The organism is Streptomyces albicerus, from assembly GCF_008905045.1.
Lineage (GTDB): Bacteria > Actinomycetota > Actinomycetes > Streptomycetales > Streptomycetaceae > Streptomyces > Streptomyces albicerus.
Window position 1 is genome coordinate 1 of the sequence record NZ_VWMY01000127.1, and the last position, 17,928, is coordinate 17,928.

General features: G+C 68.8%; 19 protein-coding genes and 1 pseudogene. 18 read left to right on the top strand and 2 right to left on the bottom strand.

All coding sequences use genetic code 11. From position 1 onward, the window contains the following. Positions 1–164 precede the first annotated feature (164 nt). Entirely contained in the window at positions 165–479 is a 315-nt protein-coding gene (locus GAS53_RS52125; RefSeq protein WP_151484850.1) for a P27 family phage terminase small subunit, read from the top strand. A 23-nt stretch (positions 480–502) separates the two neighbouring features. After that, complete coding sequence (locus GAS53_RS52130) at positions 503–652, top strand: P27 family phage terminase small subunit (protein WP_151484851.1); 150 nt, start codon at positions 503–505, stop codon at positions 650–652. Here the strand turns inward: GAS53_RS52130 and GAS53_RS52135 are convergent. Then, the gene (locus GAS53_RS52135) at positions 649–948 is read right to left on the bottom strand and encodes a hypothetical protein (RefSeq protein ID WP_151484852.1); all 300 of its coding nucleotides are present in this window, start codon (positions 946–948) and stop codon (positions 649–651) included. The two genes, GAS53_RS52130 and GAS53_RS52135, sit on opposite strands and share 4 nt — an antisense overlap. 106 nt (positions 949–1,054) lie before the next feature. Between GAS53_RS52135 and GAS53_RS52140 the strand changes: the two genes are divergently transcribed. After that, positions 1,055–3,856 carry a hypothetical protein gene (locus GAS53_RS52140; RefSeq protein ID WP_151484853.1) on the top strand — a complete coding sequence of 934 codons (2,802 nt, stop codon included), beginning with the start codon at positions 1,055–1,057 and terminating at the stop codon, positions 3,854–3,856. Between the two features lie 11 nt (positions 3,857–3,867). On the opposite strand, the gene GAS53_RS52145 is transcribed toward GAS53_RS52140, so the two are convergent. Continuing rightward, complete coding sequence (locus GAS53_RS52145; RefSeq protein WP_151484854.1) at positions 3,868–4,533, bottom strand: hypothetical protein; 666 nt, start codon at positions 4,531–4,533, stop codon at positions 3,868–3,870. A 470-nt stretch (positions 4,534–5,003) separates the two neighbouring features. Here GAS53_RS52145 and GAS53_RS52150 point away from each other — a divergent pair, with 470 nt between their 5' ends. The 15 genes and pseudogenes from GAS53_RS52150 (at position 5,004) to GAS53_RS52225 (ending at position 17,875) form a co-directional block, all read left to right on the top strand. Then, positions 5,004–5,999, top strand: coding sequence for a phage tail family protein (locus GAS53_RS52150; protein ID WP_151484855.1), 996 nt, complete (start codon positions 5,004–5,006; stop codon positions 5,997–5,999). A 1-nt stretch (position 6,000) separates the two neighbouring features. Beyond that, the gene (locus GAS53_RS52155; protein ID WP_151484856.1) at positions 6,001–7,161 is read left to right on the top strand and encodes a siphovirus ReqiPepy6 Gp37-like family protein; all 1,161 of its coding nucleotides are present in this window, start codon (positions 6,001–6,003) and stop codon (positions 7,159–7,161) included. Positions 7,162–7,167: 6 nt separating this feature from the next. Continuing rightward, the gene (locus GAS53_RS52160; protein ID WP_151484857.1) at positions 7,168–8,190 is read left to right on the top strand and encodes a hypothetical protein; all 1,023 of its coding nucleotides are present in this window, start codon (positions 7,168–7,170) and stop codon (positions 8,188–8,190) included. After that, positions 8,190–9,740, top strand: coding sequence for an SGNH/GDSL hydrolase family protein (locus tag GAS53_RS52165; RefSeq protein WP_151484858.1), 1,551 nt, complete (start codon positions 8,190–8,192; stop codon positions 9,738–9,740). Before GAS53_RS52160 ends, GAS53_RS52165 begins: the two co-directional genes overlap by 1 nt. A gap of 30 nt (positions 9,741–9,770) precedes the next feature. Beyond that, positions 9,771–10,718 carry a hypothetical protein gene (locus tag GAS53_RS52170; protein WP_151484859.1) on the top strand — a complete coding sequence of 316 codons (948 nt, stop codon included), beginning with the start codon at positions 9,771–9,773 and terminating at the stop codon, positions 10,716–10,718. Between the two features lie 10 nt (positions 10,719–10,728). Beyond that, positions 10,729–10,962, top strand: a complete 234-nt coding sequence (locus tag GAS53_RS52175) for a hypothetical protein (protein WP_151484860.1) — start codon at positions 10,729–10,731, stop codon at positions 10,960–10,962. 2 nt (positions 10,963–10,964) lie between these two features. Beyond that, positions 10,965–11,177, top strand: coding sequence for a hypothetical protein (locus tag GAS53_RS52180; RefSeq protein ID WP_151484861.1), 213 nt, complete (start codon positions 10,965–10,967; stop codon positions 11,175–11,177). Positions 11,178–11,204: 27 nt separating this feature from the next. Next, on the top strand, positions 11,205–11,528 hold the full coding sequence (locus GAS53_RS52185) for a hypothetical protein (protein ID WP_151484862.1): 324 nt from the start codon (positions 11,205–11,207) through the stop codon (positions 11,526–11,528). Then, positions 11,528–12,508, top strand: a complete 981-nt coding sequence (locus GAS53_RS52190; RefSeq protein ID WP_225859667.1) for a glycoside hydrolase family 25 protein — start codon at positions 11,528–11,530, stop codon at positions 12,506–12,508. Before GAS53_RS52185 ends, GAS53_RS52190 begins: the two co-directional genes overlap by 1 nt. Beyond that, positions 12,505–12,705, top strand: a complete 201-nt coding sequence (locus tag GAS53_RS52195) for a hypothetical protein (protein WP_151484864.1) — start codon at positions 12,505–12,507, stop codon at positions 12,703–12,705. The genes GAS53_RS52190 and GAS53_RS52195 overlap by 4 nt, the downstream gene beginning before the upstream one ends. Positions 12,706–12,933: 228 nt before the next feature. After that, a pseudogene (locus tag GAS53_RS52200) lies at positions 12,934–13,595 on the top strand (HNH endonuclease family protein). A gap of 1,035 nt (positions 13,596–14,630) precedes the next feature. After that, on the top strand, positions 14,631–14,816 hold the full coding sequence (locus GAS53_RS52210; protein WP_151484865.1) for a transposase: 186 nt from the start codon (positions 14,631–14,633) through the stop codon (positions 14,814–14,816). 383 nt (positions 14,817–15,199) lie between these two features. Next, entirely contained in the window at positions 15,200–15,802 is a 603-nt protein-coding gene (locus tag GAS53_RS52215) for an ISL3 family transposase (protein WP_450165276.1), read from the top strand. Positions 15,803–16,103: 301 nt separating this feature from the next. Then, positions 16,104–16,823: an RNA polymerase sigma factor gene (locus GAS53_RS52220; RefSeq protein WP_151484867.1), complete on the top strand. Its 720-nt coding sequence runs from the start codon at positions 16,104–16,106 to the stop codon at positions 16,821–16,823. Beyond that, positions 16,820–17,875, top strand: coding sequence for a CU044_5270 family protein (locus GAS53_RS52225; protein ID WP_151484868.1), 1,056 nt, complete (start codon positions 16,820–16,822; stop codon positions 17,873–17,875). The genes GAS53_RS52220 and GAS53_RS52225 overlap by 4 nt, the downstream gene beginning before the upstream one ends. The last annotated feature ends 53 nt before the right edge of the window (positions 17,876–17,928 follow it).

A 17,928-nucleotide genomic window follows, 5' to 3' on the forward strand; every position in this document is an offset into this window, starting at 1 on the left:
CCGCCAGCAAACAGCCCGACGAGAACAGCCACAAACTCACCGGGCGGGGATGCCACATGCCTTGACGACCCCAGCCCTCATGGGTGCACTGATGCCTCGGCCGCTGCGTTTGTCCAGGTCAGGGCCCTACGGCCGTCCGCCGGCTCCGAGTCCGAGGTGATCACATGGGACGTGGTGGCCAGGGCCGCCCCAGCAAGCCCACCGCGCTGAAGGTGCTGCACGGGGACCGCTCGGACCGGATCAACGATGCGGAGCCGGTGCCGGACGAGGGGGACATCGAGCCGCCTGCCTGGCTGGTGGAGCTGGAGGCCGAGGCGGAGCCGGACACTGGCAGCGCGCTGGAGGTGTGGCGGGGCCTGGCCCCGGATCTGATCCGTAAGCGGGTCCTGACGGCGTGGGACGTAGAGGCGTTTGCCGTGTTCTGTGACGCGGTGGTCGGACACCGGCGGCCGCGTTGCAGGTGGCCCGGTCCGGGCTGACGGTGGCGGGGGCGCGGGGTCAGGTGAAGAACCCGGCGCTGACCGCGCTCAAGGACTACGCGGAGATCGTCGGCCGGTACGGCGCCCGGTTCGGGCTGACGCCGTCGGACCGCGCGTCGCTGAGCATCGGAGGCGACGCGCGTGACCCGAAGGACGACCTCCTTACCGGCTAGCCGATGCGGATCGGGTGCGGTCCGATAGCCGCATCGAGCTGGCGTGCCACGAGCAGAGCGTCCGCCGCTCGGACGGGTTCGCCCAGGGCGATCTGATCAGCCGAGATGATGCCGCGCACAGCTTCAACCACGGGATCGTCGGGCAGAGACGCCCGGACCGATTCGATCACGGCATCGAGCACAGGAAGAGCGATGCCCTGAACCTCCTGTTCCGGGTCGCCCTTGGTGAGTGCTTCCAGCGTCTGGATCAACGCCTCCACCTTGCGTTTAGCGTCATAAGGGTAGTCCTTGCTCACTGCTGGCGTCTCCTTCACTCGCTTGGCCTGAGCTGCGGATGGCACAGCGTATGCGGTGCCGTGGGCGGACCTGACTCAGGCGACACACGTTCCTGTGGGAGATCGCATGCCGCCAAGGCGCCGCAGCGGCAGGCAGGCAGCGGCGGGCCGCGATTCGCGGCGGCCGCGCACCTGGACAGTGGACCATGACGCCCGGTGGCGGCCGCGGGACCGTCGCGGAGATATCTGCGGCTACACCTTCCGCGGCAAGCAGTGCACGAAGAGGGCGGCTCACTACTGCGAGCCGCGCGCGGACCGGGTGGTGGCGTTCTTCGCCGAGCTGCTGGTGCACACGAAGGGCCCGCATCGGCGCAAGCCGTTCGTACTCAAGCACTGGCAGGAGCACGAGATCATCCGGCCCCTCTTCGGAGAGGTCATCTGGTCGGCGGAGTACGGCTGCTACGTCCGCCGCTACCGCATCGCGTACATCGTCGTCGCCCGCAAGAACGGCAAGTCCGAGCTGGCGGCCGGGCTGCTGCTGTACCTGCTCGGTGCGGCGCGCGGCGCCCGAGACAAGGTGATTGAGGCCATTCGCTGGCTGGCGCTGAAGGTGATCGACTTCTTCGGCAACATCATCGAGGGCGCGGCCAAGCTGTTCTCGTGGGTGCCGGGTGTTGGCGGCAAGCTGAAGAAGGCCCGCGACGCGTTCCGTGACTTCCGCGACGACGTCAATAGGGCCCTCGGCGGGATCAACAACAAGACCGTCCAGACCAAGGGCAACTTCACTACGCCCAGCGGTCTGAACCTGACCGGCGTCAGCGCGGGCCGGTTCGCCGACGGTGGGCGGCTGCGAGGAGGAACGCCGGGCCGGGACTCCATCCCGATCCTGGCCATGGAGGACGAGTACGTCATCCGCCGGGATGCCTCCCGGAAGGTCGGATTCGACACCCTCGAATACATCAACCGGACGGGTGAGCTGCCCCGGTTCGCCGTCGGAGGGCAGGTCGGAATCGGCCGCCCCGGGCGCCCCTCCTACAAGGCGATAAGTTCGGCCATGGGCCGGGACCTCGGCAGCCTGGTGCAGATCAACGCACGGAAACTGTGGTCGGCTGCCGAGACAGCCATGGTGGGTTCTCTCGGGAGCGTCAACGTCGGCGGGTCCGGGGTGCAGCGCTGGGCTGGCGTCGTCCGGCAGGCACTCGGCCTGGTGGGACAGTCCCTGTCGTACGTGGGCATCACCCTGCGGCGCATGAACCAGGAGTCCGGCGGCAACCCGCGCGCGGTAAATAAATGGGATTGTCTTACGCTTGACGCCGTGATCCTGACGCAGCGTGGCTGGCTGGCCCACGACGAAGTTCGTGTTGGCGACGTGACGATCGGCTACAACCCTGAGACTGGACGCAGCGAATGGACCCGCATCACGCGAGTGGTCCACTACGACGACGCTCCCCTGGTCAAGATGGGTAATTCCCGGTGGAGCGCAACGACGACCCCGAACCACAGGTGGGTCAGCGTGCCCTTCGCACGGGTTCAGGAACCGGAGCCCACCGGCGGCTGTCCGCACTGCTCCTGGCCTGTGGGTGTGCGCAGGCGCGGCAAGACCACAGCTGGTGGTCTTCGGATTCACCTGGCGAAAGCTCACGGAATCCGAGGCACCGCTTCTCAGTCGGCGCCGGTGGCCAAGGTTCGGTGGGTGAAGACAGAGGACATTCGGACGAACGACCGACTCCTCCTCGCTGCGCCTGCCGACACCGAGTCGTCGCTGCCCATCACCACGGCGGAGGCCGCTGTACTGGGCTGGATTGCGGGCGACGGCCACATCGAGCGCCCGTGCCCCACACCGAAGGAGTGCGCCCAAAGGGGCTACACCGCGACTGGCGTATGCCGCGTGCACAAGGCGCGTCAGAACCCCTCAGTTTCTATCGCCCAGTCAAAGCCCGACATGGTGACGAAGCTCCAGGTCCTGCTGGCTGACGTGCCGCACGCTGTGTATGTAGACGAGCGGCCTACTCGGAACGGCGGGAAGGCTGTCGGCCCTCGGTACGTGTTCAGGCTTGGGTACGAATTCGCTCAGGACCTCTTGCGGCGTGCTGGCCATCCCAGGGATGACTCCGTTGCTCAGGTCCTTGCCATGTCCACAGATCAGCGAGAGGCGTGGCTTGAGGCCGTCATCAACGCTGAGGGGCACCGCGGCGAAGCCGTCGAGGGACACAAGCCTCAGACCGTCATCTACCAGCGGCCGGGAGAGTTGCTGGAAGCCATCGCCCTGGCCGTCTACCTGTCAGGTGCTCGTCCTCGCATTGCTTACGCGATACGCAAGGACCAGCCGAACTGGAGCCCCGAGGCCCTGATCCGCCTCAACAACCTTGTTGTCACGGGCCATTCGCTGAAGAGGGAGGCCGCTGGGCGCGGCGCTGTCTGGTGCGTCACCACAGAACTGGGGTCCTGGACTGCACGGCAGGATGATCACATCTTCTTGACGGGCAACTCGAACTGGCAGCGCGGCTATCCGAGCGTCGGCCTGATGCAGGTGATCCGGCCCACCTTCCAGCGGCACGCCGGGCGGTTCCGCAACGCGGGGCCGTTCATGTACGGGGTGTCGATCAACCCGCTCGCCAACATCTACAGCTCGATGCGGTACGCGCTCGCCGCGTACGGCAGCCTGCCCCGGGCGTACAACCGGGCCGGCGGCTACGACAACGGTGGCATGATCCCGCCTGGCCTGTCGCTGGCCTACAACGGCACCCGCAAGCCGGAGCGCGTCCTCACCGACCGGCAGTGGTCGGCCCTCATGGGCGCGGCGCGGAGCGGCGACGGCGGCGGGGACACGTACAACTTCTACCCGCGCACCCTGGATATGACGGTGCGGGACCTGGACACGCTGCAGCGGCGCAAGGACGCTGAGGCCCGGGTGGGGAAGCCACGCTGAAACGTGGCCGATCAGTCAGTCCAGGGAAGTCCCTTCTCTTGACTGAAGGTGGTCCCTGGGCTGGTTGTTTTCCCCGTATACGTACTCACAGCCAAGCGCATTCCGTTCCTGGGCAACTTGTCCGGCACAAGGGCTGTGTAGGTTACTTCCGCAGATCCGCCTTCTGGGATTGTTGCATCGTCGACGGCATCGATGATGCTCGGCCACAGGGTAAAGAGGCATATGTCGGACCTGTTGGCGGCATCAAGGGCGTTCATTCCAAAGAAGAACGTCAGTTGGTCACAGTTCTCGGTGCCAATGCCCTTATCGGCAGGGACCGCCTGCCGTACATCATTTCTCGCCGCCGTCACGCTGAGATGATCGCCGGTGCTCAGTGGGCCGGGGTACATGAGTGCGGGCCGATCTGTCAGGAGGTTTCTCAGCGTTCCCTTTACCACGACGTATGTACTACCCGGTACGGCCGGTTCAACTGGTTCTGCCGGGTCACCGGTCGCGTTGAACGAAGACTGGGTGGCGTCGAATCGGTAGCGAAAGCCCTCTGAAGTCGTGAACTTGACAGTTACCGGATCGATCTCCGGATTCTTCTGTTCGGCTGGTGGGGTTGACGCCTCTTCGGATTCTTCTCCCGCGTCTTGCCCGCAGCCGGAGATGAGGAGGACGCCGCAGAAAATCAGCAATCCCCGAAGGTGGTATCCCCACCGCCGCAAGCGACCTGCCACCGTTCCCACCTCTCAGACGGTCTTCAGAACAGTCGGCCCTGTCTTCTTCAGGGCCAGCAGCATGCCGCTCTCCTTCCAATCGCCCCAGACGCGTGTGAGCGCACGGCAGGGGCGTGGGCTGCTCGCCGCACTCCGTCCTGCGCCAGTCCAGGTCCCGTAGGGAGGCCGCGGTAGATGCCGATCCTCGCCGGGCCCCAGGCGGTCGTCACCCCGGTTCTGCTGCCGGAGATCGGGTTCGCCACCGCCCTTTTCCTTGACGCCGACGGCGTGACCTGGCCGCTGACGGACACCAGCGACGGCAACGGCTTCTTCACCCTGGCCGAGGGCGTCAGCGGGCTCGGCGCGGCACCGGTGGAGCTGACCACCGACGACCACCCGCGCGGCGGCTCCCGGCTGCGGCACGTCCAGCCCGTCTCCCGTACCGTCGTGTGCCGCTGTACGTGTACGGCGACACCCACATGCAGTTCGTCACCCGCTGGCGGCAGTTGGCGTCCGCGTTCACCGGCACCTCGCGCCGGAAGATCCCCGGTGTCCTGGAGATCGCACGGCCCGATGGCACCCGGCGCAGGATCAAGGTGTTTTACCGCGAGGGCTTCGAAGGCCAGGGCAAGCAGGGCACCGGCATCAGCAGCGACGCGGCGATCCTGACGCTGTACTGCGAGGACCCGTACTGGTTCGACCCGGTGCCGATCGGCGAGCATCGCGGCATCGACGCGGGCGGCACCATCGACTTCCTGAGCCCCTACCCGTCGGTCTCGTCCTCGCAGGTCCTCGGCGCCACCACGCTGACCAACTCCGGCGACGTGATCGCCTGGCCGACGTGGACGATCAGCGGCCCGGCCACGGCGGTGACGGTCACCCACAACGGCACCGGCGAGTCCTTCGTCATCACCCCAGCCTCGGTGGGCGGCACGCTCGCCGCGAAGGACCAGGTCATTGTCACCACCGATCCGCCGAAGGTCACCAAGTACACGGCCGAGCAGCAGACGATCAACCTCGGCGCAGCCACCGCCGGTTCGATCACGATCACGTTCGACGGGCAGACCACCGGCGCGATCGCCTACAACGCCACCGCCGCCACGGTGCAGACCGCGCTGGAAGCACTGTCAAACCTTGATCCCGGGGACATCTTCGTCTCCGGCGGCCCGCTGCCCGGCACGATCACGCTGACCTTCGCCGGGAAGTACCTCGGCGTCAACGTCTCGCAGGTGACCGTCACGCCGACCGGGCTGACCGGCGGCACGGTCACGGTCAACACGACCGTGCAGGGCGGCACCGCGAACTGGGTCGGCGGCCTCAACTGGCCCGGTGCCCGCCTGTGGGGCCTCCAGCCGGGAGCCAACCCGGCCACGTTCAGCGTGTCCGGCTCCGCCACCGGCTCGGCCGTTGACGTCGCCTTCAACCCCCGCTACGAGACGGCCTGACGTGGCGATCGAACTGCTGATCACCAACGAGAGCCTGGCGGTCCTGGGCGATCCGATCGACGGCTGGACGTCACTGGACTGCACGAAGCGGTTCAACGAGCCTGCGTCCGGCACAGTCGAACTCCCCGCCCGGCCTGAGGTGATGAGCCTGCTTCAGCCCGGCAACCGGCTGCTCGTCGTGCGGGACGGCGTGATCTGGACGGCCGGGCCGATGGAGATCCCGCAGGACTGGACGTGGTCCATCGGCGAATCGAGCGAGCCGGACCCCGGCAAGGTGAAGGTCAACTTCTCGGACGATCTCGCGTTCATCGCCGGGTACATCACCTGGCCGCTGCCCGCCAGCGCCTGGTCCGCGCAGCCGACCATCAGCCGTCGGGAGATCTACACCACCAACGGCGAGACGATCATCCGCACGCTCGTCAACGAGAACTGCGGGCCCGGCGCGCTCGCCGCCCGGCAGATCCCCTCCCTGGTCCTGGACAGCGTGGCCTCGGTCGGCACCACCACCTCGGTTGGCACACGCTTCGAACCGCTGCTGGACACGTGCCGCCGGGTCGCCATCGACGGCGGAAAGATCGGCTTCCGCACGCGGCAGGGCGGCAGCCAGATCAAGTTCGGCTGCTACGCCCCCGCCGACAAGACCAAGGCCGCCCGGTTCTCCACCGGGCTCGGCAACCTGCGGCACATCGCCTACAAGCAGTCCGCGCCGACCGTCACCCACGCCCTCGTCGCGGGCAACGAGAGCGCGAGCCCCTCGCAGGTGTTCGTCGAGGTCGCCGACACCACCGCATCGTCCGTCTGGTGGCGGGTCGAGAAGTACGTCGACGCCTCCGCCGACACCAACACGAACAACGAGCTCACGGCGGCCGGGAACGTCGAACTCGCCGAGGGCTCCAGCCCGGTGGAGCTGGCCACGGTCACCGTCGACACCGCCGACCTGAAGGCCGGACGGGACTTCGACCTCGGCGACAAGGTCACCATCGAGCTACCCACCGGCGTCGAGGTCGCCGACGTGGTGCGCTCCATCCACCTGCAAGCCACCCCCAGGGGTGGCGAGTACGTCACCTCGCTGGTCGGCTCCCCGGAAGCCACCTCCGACCCGCAGATGGTCCGCCTGATCCGCGAACTCGGCCGGCGCCTCGGCCGCCTGGAAGCCAAGTGAGGTGACATGGCGGAGTCGTCCTGGCCCGATCCGGCCGCATCGCGGGTCGTCAACGATCTCCAGTACGAGAGGCTCGTCGCCGTCCAGCACGTCGACGGGCTGCTCGGTGATCCTCCGGATCAGGCGCTGGTGTTCGCGGACGGCTCGGCACTGTCGGTGTTCCTGCGCGCCAGCCGGTACGCGCAGCTGCGCGGCCACGGATGGACGTCCGGCACCGCGCAGCTCACCAAGACCATCACGTCGAACACGTCCGGGCAGACCCGGGTGGATCTGGTGGTGCTGGGCCTCAACCGCTCGACGTGGGCGGTCACGTCGTACGTGAAGCAGGGCACGCCGGGGGCAGGGGTGCCCGCGCTCCAGCTGGACACGGGCGACACGGGCATCTTCGAGATCCCGCTGGCCGAGGTGACCGTCCTGAACAACGCGAGCGTGATCCCGGCGGGGGACGTGAAGGTCCGCCACTGGTATGTGCGCCCCGACGGCTACGCCTCGGCGGGCCCCGAAACCCGGCCGGTGATCGCACCCGTCGGCGGGCTGCTCACCGAGAACAACGCCAAGTACATGTGGAACGGGTCGATCTGGAAGAACATCTCCGACCCGGCCACGCCGCAGCAGTCCGTGCAGTCGGTCTTCCTGAACGGCTCGGCGGACATCACCGGCGACTCCACCTGGCGGGACTTCCCCGGCGCGAAGTGGCCCGCACTCACGTTCACGGTGCCGCAGTCCGGCCGCTGCTACGTGACGATCGGCGGCTGGATCCAGAACGTGAACACCACCTCCGCCGTGATCTGGATGAGCTACCGGGCGTCCGGCGGCGGCTTCGCGACCGGCACCGACGGCACGCTCATGGACCCGCGCGACATCTCCACCCGCGGCGGGCGCCTCAATGCCTCCAAGCGGCGGCTGTTCACCGGCCTGACCCCCGGTGCCTCAGTGACCCTGACGCCGGTCTACTTCGCGTCCTCCGCCAACTCGGATGCGGACCTCACCTTCGCCCGTTACGGAAACCTGATCATGGAGCCTGCCTGATGGCCCGCCACTGGTTCGGGCAGTCCCCGGCCGACTGGACGTTCACCGTCGGCGCGGCAGACGCCGCGACCCTCGCGGGCGGGGTCACGGTCAAGTTCTACGACCAGCCGACCGCGGGCACCCAGTACACCGACCTGCTCGACTCCACCGGCGCACCCATCACCCAGGTCGTGTCCGCCACCGGCGCCACCGGCCTGCCCAAGGGCACCATCCCGCGCTTCCAGGGCCCCGACAACATCACGTCGATGTGGGCGGACGCCGGGGGCGGCTACCGGTCTCTGGTGATGGCCGTCGACCTCGGCGCGGACGTCACCGCCAACACGAACGCGTTCAACGCACACGCCGGCACAGCCAACGCGCACCTGACCAAGCTGGCCGACCTGACCGATACCTCGGTCGCACAGCCCACCGTGGACGTCAAGGGCGGCGGGCTCCTCACCTACGACGCGGTACAGGGGAAGTGGCGGCCGGACGGCTCCTCGAAGGTGCTGATGGGGTGGCATGCGGCGCTGGCCAACCGGCATTACGCCCGCGCGAACATCGTGTGCATCGGCGACTCCATCACCGAAGGGCACGGCACCGACTCCTTCGCCCGCACCTGGCCTGCGCGGTTGCAGCAGCTGCTGCGCTCTCGGTTCCCCACCGACGGCAGCCCCAAGGGCGGCCGCGGCTTCATCGGCGCGATCTCCACCGGCAGCACGTCATTCACCTGGCCCGCCACCGTCACCGGCGGCCCGGCCAACAACGACGACTGGGGACCCAAGCGGCTCATCCCCATGCTCGACGCCGCGGCCCCCGCCGACCGCGTCGCCTACGCCGCCCTGCAAGGCACCGCGGTCGACATCATGTGGGTCCGGGACGTGGCGGGCGGGAACTTCCAGTGGCGCGTGGACGGCGGCGCCTGGACGACGGTGGCGACCGGCGGCGCCCAGCAGGACGGCATGCTGACCCGCGTCACGCTCGGCGCGTCCGGCGCACACTCGCTGGACATCGAGGCCAACTCGGCGGGCTTCCAGGCCTTCGTGTCCGGGGTGATCGAGTACGACGGCGACGAGAACGCCGGGATCACCGTCCACGACTGCGGGCACTTCGGCTGGGACACCTCGTTCTGGATCTCTGTGGCGACCACATCGACCACCTGGCCGTCGGCGATCAGCGCGCTCAACCCGCACCTGATCGTCATCATGCTCGGGGCCAACGACCAGTTCCTCAACAACGACCCAGCGGTGTTCCAGTCCAACCTGGTCAGCCTCATCAGCAGCCTGCGCGGCGCCGCCCTGGCCCCGAACCCGTTCCCGCCGATCCTGCTGGCCATGCACGCCGCCCGCGGCGGCTCCTTCACCTACCCGTGGTCGGACTACGTGGGCGCCGCGCACAACGTCGCCGCCGCCGACGCCCTCGTCACGGTCCTCGACCTGACCCTCGGCCCGCGCCTGCCGGGTCAGGCCGAATCGCCGAACCACGGCCTGTACTTCGACACCGCGCACCTGTCCAACAAGGGCTGCTCCTACGTCGCCGACCGCATCGCCGACTTCATCGCGCCCCGCTGACGCGCGCCCGCCCGCCCCGCTGGAGGACCCATGGCCCGGATCTGGGCTGCTCTCGTCGCGCTCTGCCTCGCCCTCGTCGGCTTCCTGGCGACAGCGACCCCAGCGCGCGGTGACACCGCCACGCTCAACGCGTTCTTCGCCAGCTACCACGCCGACACCGGCTCGTCGGTGCCGCTCGGCGACGGGCGGGTGCTGTGGTTGTTCGGGGACACGCTCACTCCGGCGGGGACGTTCCGCCGCAACAGTGCCGTCGTCCAGGGCACGGACGGCGTGATGCGGCCCCGCTCCGGCACCTTCGCGAAGGCCTCCGCGGCCGGGCACTGGTACTGGCCCGGACAGGCCGTACGCGAGGGCACCCGGCTGCGCGTCCTGGCCATGGATTTCACCTGCACCGACCCGTGCGGGGCGTGGGACATGCGCTACGAGCGCACCGACGTCCTCACCTACCGTCTCCCGGATCTCGCGTACCTGGGGAAGGCGTCCCTGCCGCGCCGGGCGTCGGGGGCGATGTGGTCCCAGCTGCACAAGGCCCGGGACGGCTACACCTACGCGTACGGCTCCTACAGCGTGGCCGGGCAGCTGGGCAAGGCCGTTGAGGTCGCCCGCGTCCCGAGCGGCTACGTCTGGTGCGTGACGTGCTGGCGATACCTCAGCACCCGCATGGGCACCGGCATGGAGCTCGGCACGGTCGTGTCCGTCGTCCGGAAGGCCGCGGGCGGCTACCGGCTGTACTCCAAGTGGCTCGACCTGTGGTCCACCGAGATCATCGCCTACGACTCGGCGACGGCGTACGGACCTTGGGGCTCCCGCCGCACCGTCGCCACGACCCCGCAGAGCGACGGCAAGTGGACGTACGCCGTGGAGGCGCACGCCGAGCAGCACGCCGGCACCGGACGCCTGGCGCTGACGTACGCGACGAACTGCGACCAGCTGTGTGCCGACTACCACTTGACCGCGATCACCGTCGCGGCGCCGTGAAGGAGGGGACGTGCACCTGCTGCTCTACCTGGGCGGGGGAGCGGGTGCCCTGCTCGCCATCGGGGCCTGCCTGCGCGCCGCGTGGCGGGTCAACCGCCGCATCGTGCGCATTGCGGACCTGGTCACCGAGCTGTCCCCGAACGAGGGGCACAGCATCAAGGACGCGGTCGACCGGATGGACGGCAACCTGCTCGACCTGACCACCCGCTTCGAGGACCACCTGCGCAACCACCTGGGGAGCTGACCATGGACTTTCCCCTGTGGCTGTGGGCCATTCCCGCCGGAAGCTTCGCTGTCCTGGAGGCCCTCGCCATCCGCAACCGGCGCCAAGGAGACACGGCCAGCGAGCTGATCCGCCGCCTGGCCGGGATCAGCCCCGCGCGCCCCTGGAAGCCGCTCGGCATCGCCGCGATCACTGCCGTCTGCACCTGGCTCGCCGACCACCTCATCTGGGGCTGACCCGCCACCCGCCCAAGGGAGCACACAATGCAGCAACCCAGCGTGGGCCGCATCGTCCACTACGTCAGCTACGGCACGCCGGGCGGCGAGTACGACAAGGAGTGCCGGGCCGCCATCATCGCCGAGTTGACCGGCGACCCCGACCACCCGGATCAGGTGGGGCTCGCCGTCCTCAACCCGACCGGCATGTTCTTCAATCGCACGGTCCCGTACCACGACGGCGCCGAAACCCTGGGCTCGCCGGACTGCCCCACCTCCGAGTCCCACGGCACCCCCTTCCGCTACTGCGCATGCAGCTGGCGCGAGGCATCCCACGCCGGAGGCACCTGGCACTGGCCGGAGCGCGTGTGATGGCCACTTGCCGCGGCGTCGACATCTCCGGCTACCAGGGCCCGCAGGACTGGGCCGCCCACAAGCGCGCGGGCGTGGTGTTCGCCTGGGCCAAGGCCTCCGAGGGGCAGCGCTCCCGCGACTCCCGGTTCGATGCGCACATCGCCGCCATCATCAAGGCCGGACTGGTGCCGGGTGCCTACCACTTCGCCTGGCCCAACCAGGACGCGGTTACCGAGGCGAACAACTACATCGGCGCGGTCAAGCCATACGCCGCCTCGCACGACTTCGTGCACTGGCTCGACCTCGAGCGCTACTCGGACGGCCGCAACTACGCGGGTCGTACCTCGGCGCAGATCCGGGCCTGGGCCGAGACGTGGATCGCCCGGGTGCAGGCGGCGTTCCCCCGGCAGCGCGTCGGCGTCTACACCTCCCGCGCCGACATCGCCAAGGCGCATCTGCCGCCCGGGGTGCCGCTCTGGTACCCGCAGTACCCGTGGGGCGAGGCGTCGTACGAGCGTGCCGAGGCGGCCCCACAGTCCCGCCCCTCCGGCCGCTCCCCGCTGTTCTGGCAGTTCACCAGCCAGCCGATGGACCGGAACATCTGCTACCTGTCCGCCGCCAGGCTGCGCGCCTGGGCTGCGGGAGAGGAGGACGACGTGGCGCTCAGCGACGCCGACGTGCAGAAGATCGCCGAGGCCGTCTTCGCTAAGCTCTTCAAGACCGACGACTTCCTGAAGGCACCGGCCGACGCCACCGACTACGCCACCAACCCGTTCTGGACGCTCCAGACCCACGTGCAGGCGACCACCGTCGCGGCGCGCGAGGCCCGCACCCTAGCTGGCACCGCCGCGGCGCAGGCCAAGGCCAACAGCGAGGCGCTCACCAAGCTCCTGGACGCCGTCACCGGTGCCGCACCCGACGCCCTGGTCGCCCGTCTCAAGGAGGCCGCGCTGTCCCTTGACGTGCGGTTCGAGATCCCGGAGGAGCCCACCCCATGAAGATCAGCCGGTATTGGAAGGCGATCGTGGCCGCGCTCGCGGCCGGCGCCGGCGCGCTGTCGACCGCCATGAACGATGGCACCGTGACCGGCGCCGAGGGGATCACCGTGGCGGCTGCAGTGCTCGGCGCGGCCGGGTTCACGGCGTGGGTGCCGAACCGGAAGCTGCCTTCCGGCGGGTCGGACGCGAGCGTGTAACGCGCGAATGATCCATGGCGCAGAGAGTGTTGCGCCGATTGGTTATCGGTAGTCGTGGATCCGCCAGGTTCCCCCGTTCCTGCGGATCGGCGCATCCCCCAGCGCCCCTCGCAGTCCTTCGGGACTGCGAGGGGCGTTTCGTTTCTCCGGTACGACTGTTCCCCTCGGTCGGGTGACGCTGCTGGGAGGCGCCGCATGTCACGGCCTGGCAGCCGCTATCAACAGCACATGATCAAGAGAGTTCTGCGGGGCCTCATGGCCGTCGCGTTCGCCCTCATGCCGCTCGCCGCCGCGCCCCCAGCCCACGCTGCGGAGACCGTCCCAATTGTCACCGCTGTCGACCGCCTGCCCCTGGGCACCGAGTCGAGGGAGGGCTACCAGCGCACGTCCTTCAAGCACTGGAACGCCGGAGAGAATCCCACCGACGGCTGCAACACCCGTGCGGAGGTGCTGATTTCTGAAGCCGTCGAGGCGCCGGAGATCGGCCCCGGCTGCCGTCTGTCCGGCGGCCGTTGGTGGTCGTACTACGACGCCATGTGGGTGATCACAGCCTCCGGACTCGACGTCGATCACATGGTGCCCCTCGCGGAAGCCTGGGACCAGTCGGCGCCTCCGCCTGGACGCCGCAGCGCCGCGAGGCCTACGCCAACGACCAGGACGCGCTGACCTCTCTGGTCGCCGTCACCGCCCGCTCCAACAGGGCCAAAGCCGACAAGGACCCAGCCGACTGGCTGCCGCCCGCCGTCGACGTGCACTGCCAGTACGCCGCAGAGTGGGTCGGCACGAAACTCCGGTGGAGCCTGGCTGCCGACGACGCCGAGCTGGCCACCCTGCGGGACCTGGCCGTCGGCTGCCCACTCCAGACCGTGACGTACGAGCCTGCCCCCTGACCCGTGCCAGTGAGCCCCGCCGTCCGCTTCGAGCGGACGGCGGGGCTCACTGGTGTTGGTGAGGAATCCGAGAGCGGTTGCTGATTCGTCTGGTAGCGTTCCAGCGTCCTAACTCGCCTCAAGAGGTGACTAGTTGTCCCAAATCGTTCGTAGGCTTGGCTCCGAACCACCATCATGGCGAATGGTGCGTCGCAGCGGCGTGTTCATCGGTCTAGTGATGACCCTCATCGGCGTCACGATCTTGTTCCACGTGCTACCAGCCATAATCCGAATGCGCGCTGAACTGTCCTTTGTTCTCAAGCGACGGAAGTTCCTCGGAGCCTCCGGCTGGAGGCTGCCGCAACCCAGCGTCGGCGACGCCTGGTCCCCGATCCTGATCTAGGACGGGGCCCCTGGCACCCGGCGGCGAGCGCCGAGTGGAGGGGTGTTCCGAAAGGGCGCCCTGAATGCGTTGGTTGCGACGACTTGTTGAGCGAGCCTGCGACTGGCTGTTCGACGGTTTCGCTGAGGCCATGGACGACTCGGACATTGGACATGTGCCGTCCGCCTGGCTTGATGACGAGGAGACCGACGACTGAGACGAAGCCGCCCGCCTCGGGAGACTGGGCGGGCGGCTTCGTCTGTCAGCCGGCCCATCCGATCTCGCGCACCGCGATGGCTCCCTCGTGCGGCATGTACTGGATCCAGCACCGGGAAACCGAACGCCTCCCGGATCTCCTCCACGCTTCCCGGGTCCCGTACGTCCGACCACGCCCGCGGGGCGGCGCGCACCAGCTCGACGAGCTCCAGCACCTCGCGCCGCGCCTCGTCGGTCGGCAGCTCCGCCATCACCTCGGAGGCCAGCTCCTCCACCACTACGCCGTACCGCATCGCACACCCCCGTGCTCGTGATCAACCGGGGCAGCACCGTACGACGTCCTTAACGATCACGTGCGGGCCTGTGGATAACCTCAAGCACGGGGCTGCGGGCCCCACTCCTCCGGCCCGCCCCCGCGCCAGTCGATCAATGGCGACACCGCCACCTCCATCGGATCGATGTCCATCCCGGCCCGGCGAACCACGCCTCGCGTGCTCGGGGTGGACGATTTCGCCACCCGGCGCGGGCACTCGTACGCCACCGTGATCACGGACGGTGAACGCCACCGGCCCATCGAGGTCCTGCCCGGACGCGAAGCGGCGCCCTTGGCCGCATGGCTGATGGCGCATCCGGGAGTTAGGTGATCTGCAGGGACCGTGCTGGGGCCTTCGCCGAGGGTGCCGCGCTCGGCGCCCCGCACGCCCTCCAGGTCGCTGATCGGTTTCATCTGCTCCAGAACCTCGGTCAAGCCGTCGAGAAGTGCGTTGCCGCGCACCGCGGCTACCTGTGCTCCGTCGCCCCGCAGCCCGGCCAGGCAGCCACCGCTGGGCAGACCGACGGTGCCTGCGATGTCGAGCCGACGCCGCTCGCCCTCCCGTCCGGCCGGCGCGCAGAGCGGATGCGCGCCCATCACGCCCTGGTCCACGGTCTGTTGAGCGATGGGATGGGGCTGCGTGCCATCGCTCGCCACCTGGGCTGGGGGCGGCACACCGTCCAGCGGTATGCTCGCGCCGCCCGCTGGCAGGACATGGTCACCGGACGCCGCACCCGCACCAGCCGCCTCGACCTGCACCGGCTCTTCCTGCAACGGCGCATCGATGAGACGGACGGCAAGATCAGCATCATCGAGTTGCGCAAGGAGCTCGCCGACCGCGGCCATCCGGTGCCCTACAGCAGCCTGCGCGACTGGGCCCGCAGCCGCCTTCAGTGGCCTGATGCACCCACGCCGGCTGCCGCGGCGCCGTCCGTCCGCACCGTCGTCGGCTGGATCACCCGTCACCCCGACACGCTCACCGAGGACGAAGGTAAGCAGCTCAAGGCGGTGCTCGACGCCTGCCCAGAGCTGGAGCAAACTCACGAACTCGTCCGCGACTTCGCGCAGATACTCGCCCAGCGCACGGGTGCTGACCTGCCGGACTGGATCAGCTCCGCCCGCGACGCGCAACTGCCCGGGATCACCGGCTTCGCCCGCGGACTGATCGCCGACCTCGAAGCCGTGATCGCCGGGCTGACCGTGCACTGGAGCTCCGGGGGCACCGAAGGTGCCGTGAACCGCATCAAGAAGATCAAGAGACAGCTGTACGGTCGTGCCGGATTCGACCTGCTCCGCAAGATGATCCTGCTTCAGTGACCTTCCGCGACCGCTCCCCAAGATGTGGCGCCATCGCAGCCTCATCCCACAGGGCATGTCCATGCTCCGACCGCAAGCCCCCAAGCGTGGCCTCCATCCATCGACAGCCCGGGGCGAGGGCATCCGTGCCCTCAGTGACGTGGCGGAGTCTGCCCGGCAAGGGCCCCAGGCTCGTCACTGGCGAATGGTCCGAGAAGCCGGAATGGTTGCAGCGGTCCCGTGATGTGCACTGCGGGGTTGGTCCGGCCACGGTGTGACGCGGATCACCGCAGCGCGGTCCTCGCAGAGGACAGGGAGGAGTGTGGAGATTTCACTGCGGGCCCGCGTGCGAGCCGGGGATCCGGATGCGTTCAGGCAACTCTTCGACGAGCACGCTTCGGTGGTCCACCGGCATGCCGTCCGGATGACCGGCAACTGGGTCATGGCCGACGACATCGTGTCGCTGACCTTCCTGGAGGCATGGCGGCTGCGCGAGCGGGTGCTTCCGGGTGACGACAGCCTGCGCCCGTGGCTGCTGGGGATCGCGACGAACGTCACGCGCAACACCGCGCGGGCGGCGCGAAGACACCAGGCCGCGCTCACCAGAGTCCCACCCCCCGACCCCGTGCCGGACTTCGCCGACGAGGTGACACAGCGCCTGGCCGACACCGAGGAACTGGCCGCCGCGCAGAAGGCGTTGGGGACGATGCGCCGCGGGGAGCGCGAGGTGTTCACACTCTGCGTGTGGGAGGGCCTGGACGCCGCCACAGCGGCCGAGGCCCTGGGCGTGGCCGTCGGCACCGTACGGGCCCGGCTCTCGCGCGCGAGAAAACGCCTGCGCAAGCTCACCGAACTCGAACTCAAGGGCGGCACAGGCAGCACGGGCAGCACGAACGGCGGGGGCAGTATGAACGCCACGGGCGGCAACCCCGGCACGGAAGGCGGCATCGGGCACAGCGGAGTGCAACGCCCGGCCGCGGTCGGACAGTCAACGGGTAGCCGCCCTCAGGCGGCTCGGTCCACGCAGGAGAAGAAGCGATGAACACCAACCCGCGACGACGCGATCAGCCGGTCGACTACCAGGATCTGGCCGAGTTGCTGCCCGCGCCGGGCCGTCCGGTGCTCGCGCAGGACCGCCACCGCGTACTGAGGGAACATCTGATGGAGCACATCACCCACGAGTCCACCCACGAGCAGTCGGGTGCGACGAACACCTCCCCGAACACCTCACCCGCGCCCCCCGCACGCCGGCGCCCCGGGCGGCGCCTCGTTCTCGTCGCCGCCCCGCTGGCACTGGCCGCCGTCGTGGCCCTGGGCGTGGTGGCGGTCGACGGCGCACAGGACGGCAAGCGCGACACGCCTGCCGCAGGTGTCACCGGGGGCGACCAGCAGAAGGCCACGCAGTTGCTGGACCGGATCGCCCTGCTGGCGGCCGACCGCCCGGCGGTCACGGTACGCGAGGGCCAGTTCATCTACACCAAGTTGCAGGGGTCGTCGGACGAGTTGGGCTGGCCCGCGACGCCTCCGAAGGACACCAAGGGGTTCACCAAGGCTCCGGTTGCGTACAAGGGAACCGTCCGACAGGAGCAGTGGGATTCGGTAGACGGCACGCGGGACGGTCTGAGGAAGTCCGTCGGGCTGTCCTCGACTGGCGAGCCCGACCCGTCCCACAAGGACGAAATGACCATGATCGGCAGCGGATACCTGACCTTCGAGCAGCTTCAGACTCTGCCCACCGATCCCGACGCGCTGCTGAAGAAGCTCTCCGGCGACGCCAAGAACGTGGAAGCGAGCCGCCGCACGGAGGTGGTCGTCGAGAACCTCGGAGCAATCTTCGACGAGGCCACCCTGCTGCCCGACCTCAGTGCCGCGATCTACCGTGCCATGGCCAAGCTCCCGGGCGTGCGCGTCGTGGACCACGTCAAGGACGCCTCGGGGCGGGAGGGTGTCGGCCTTACGTTCCAGGGCGCCCCGAAGGGCTACGCCTGGGTCTTCGACTCGTCGAGTCTCGTCTACCTTGGAACAACCAAGAGCGCACTCCTGGGAATTGGCGTCGCGGACAAAACGGGTGAGGTGCCGGTCAGCTCATCCTGAGTCAGCCTCGGCACCGCCGGAACTCCAGAAGGGCGTCCGCTCCGGCGGACGCC

Coding starts and splice junctions, on each gene's coding strand:
- GAS53_RS52125 (WP_151484850.1), top strand. CDS start 165: ATGGGACGTGGTGGCCAGGGCCGCCCCAGCAAGCCCACCGCGCTGAAG.
- GAS53_RS52170 (WP_151484859.1), top strand. CDS start 9,771: ATGGCCCGGATCTGGGCTGCTCTCGTCGCGCTCTGCCTCGCCCTCGTC.
- GAS53_RS52190 (WP_225859667.1), top strand. CDS start 11,528: ATGGCCACTTGCCGCGGCGTCGACATCTCCGGCTACCAGGGCCCGCAG.
- GAS53_RS52165 (WP_151484858.1), top strand. CDS start 8,190: ATGGCCCGCCACTGGTTCGGGCAGTCCCCGGCCGACTGGACGTTCACC.
- GAS53_RS52185 (WP_151484862.1), top strand. CDS start 11,205: ATGCAGCAACCCAGCGTGGGCCGCATCGTCCACTACGTCAGCTACGGC.
- GAS53_RS52140 (WP_151484853.1), top strand. CDS start 1,055: ATGCCGCCAAGGCGCCGCAGCGGCAGGCAGGCAGCGGCGGGCCGCGAT.
- GAS53_RS52215 (WP_450165276.1), top strand. CDS start 15,200: ATGGTCACCGGACGCCGCACCCGCACCAGCCGCCTCGACCTGCACCGG.
- GAS53_RS52225 (WP_151484868.1), top strand. CDS start 16,820: ATGAACACCAACCCGCGACGACGCGATCAGCCGGTCGACTACCAGGAT.
- GAS53_RS52160 (WP_151484857.1), top strand. CDS start 7,168: ATGGCGGAGTCGTCCTGGCCCGATCCGGCCGCATCGCGGGTCGTCAAC.
- GAS53_RS52180 (WP_151484861.1), top strand. CDS start 10,965: ATGGACTTTCCCCTGTGGCTGTGGGCCATTCCCGCCGGAAGCTTCGCT.
- GAS53_RS52210 (WP_151484865.1), top strand. CDS start 14,631: ATGTCCATCCCGGCCCGGCGAACCACGCCTCGCGTGCTCGGGGTGGAC.
- GAS53_RS52195 (WP_151484864.1), top strand. CDS start 12,505: ATGAAGATCAGCCGGTATTGGAAGGCGATCGTGGCCGCGCTCGCGGCC.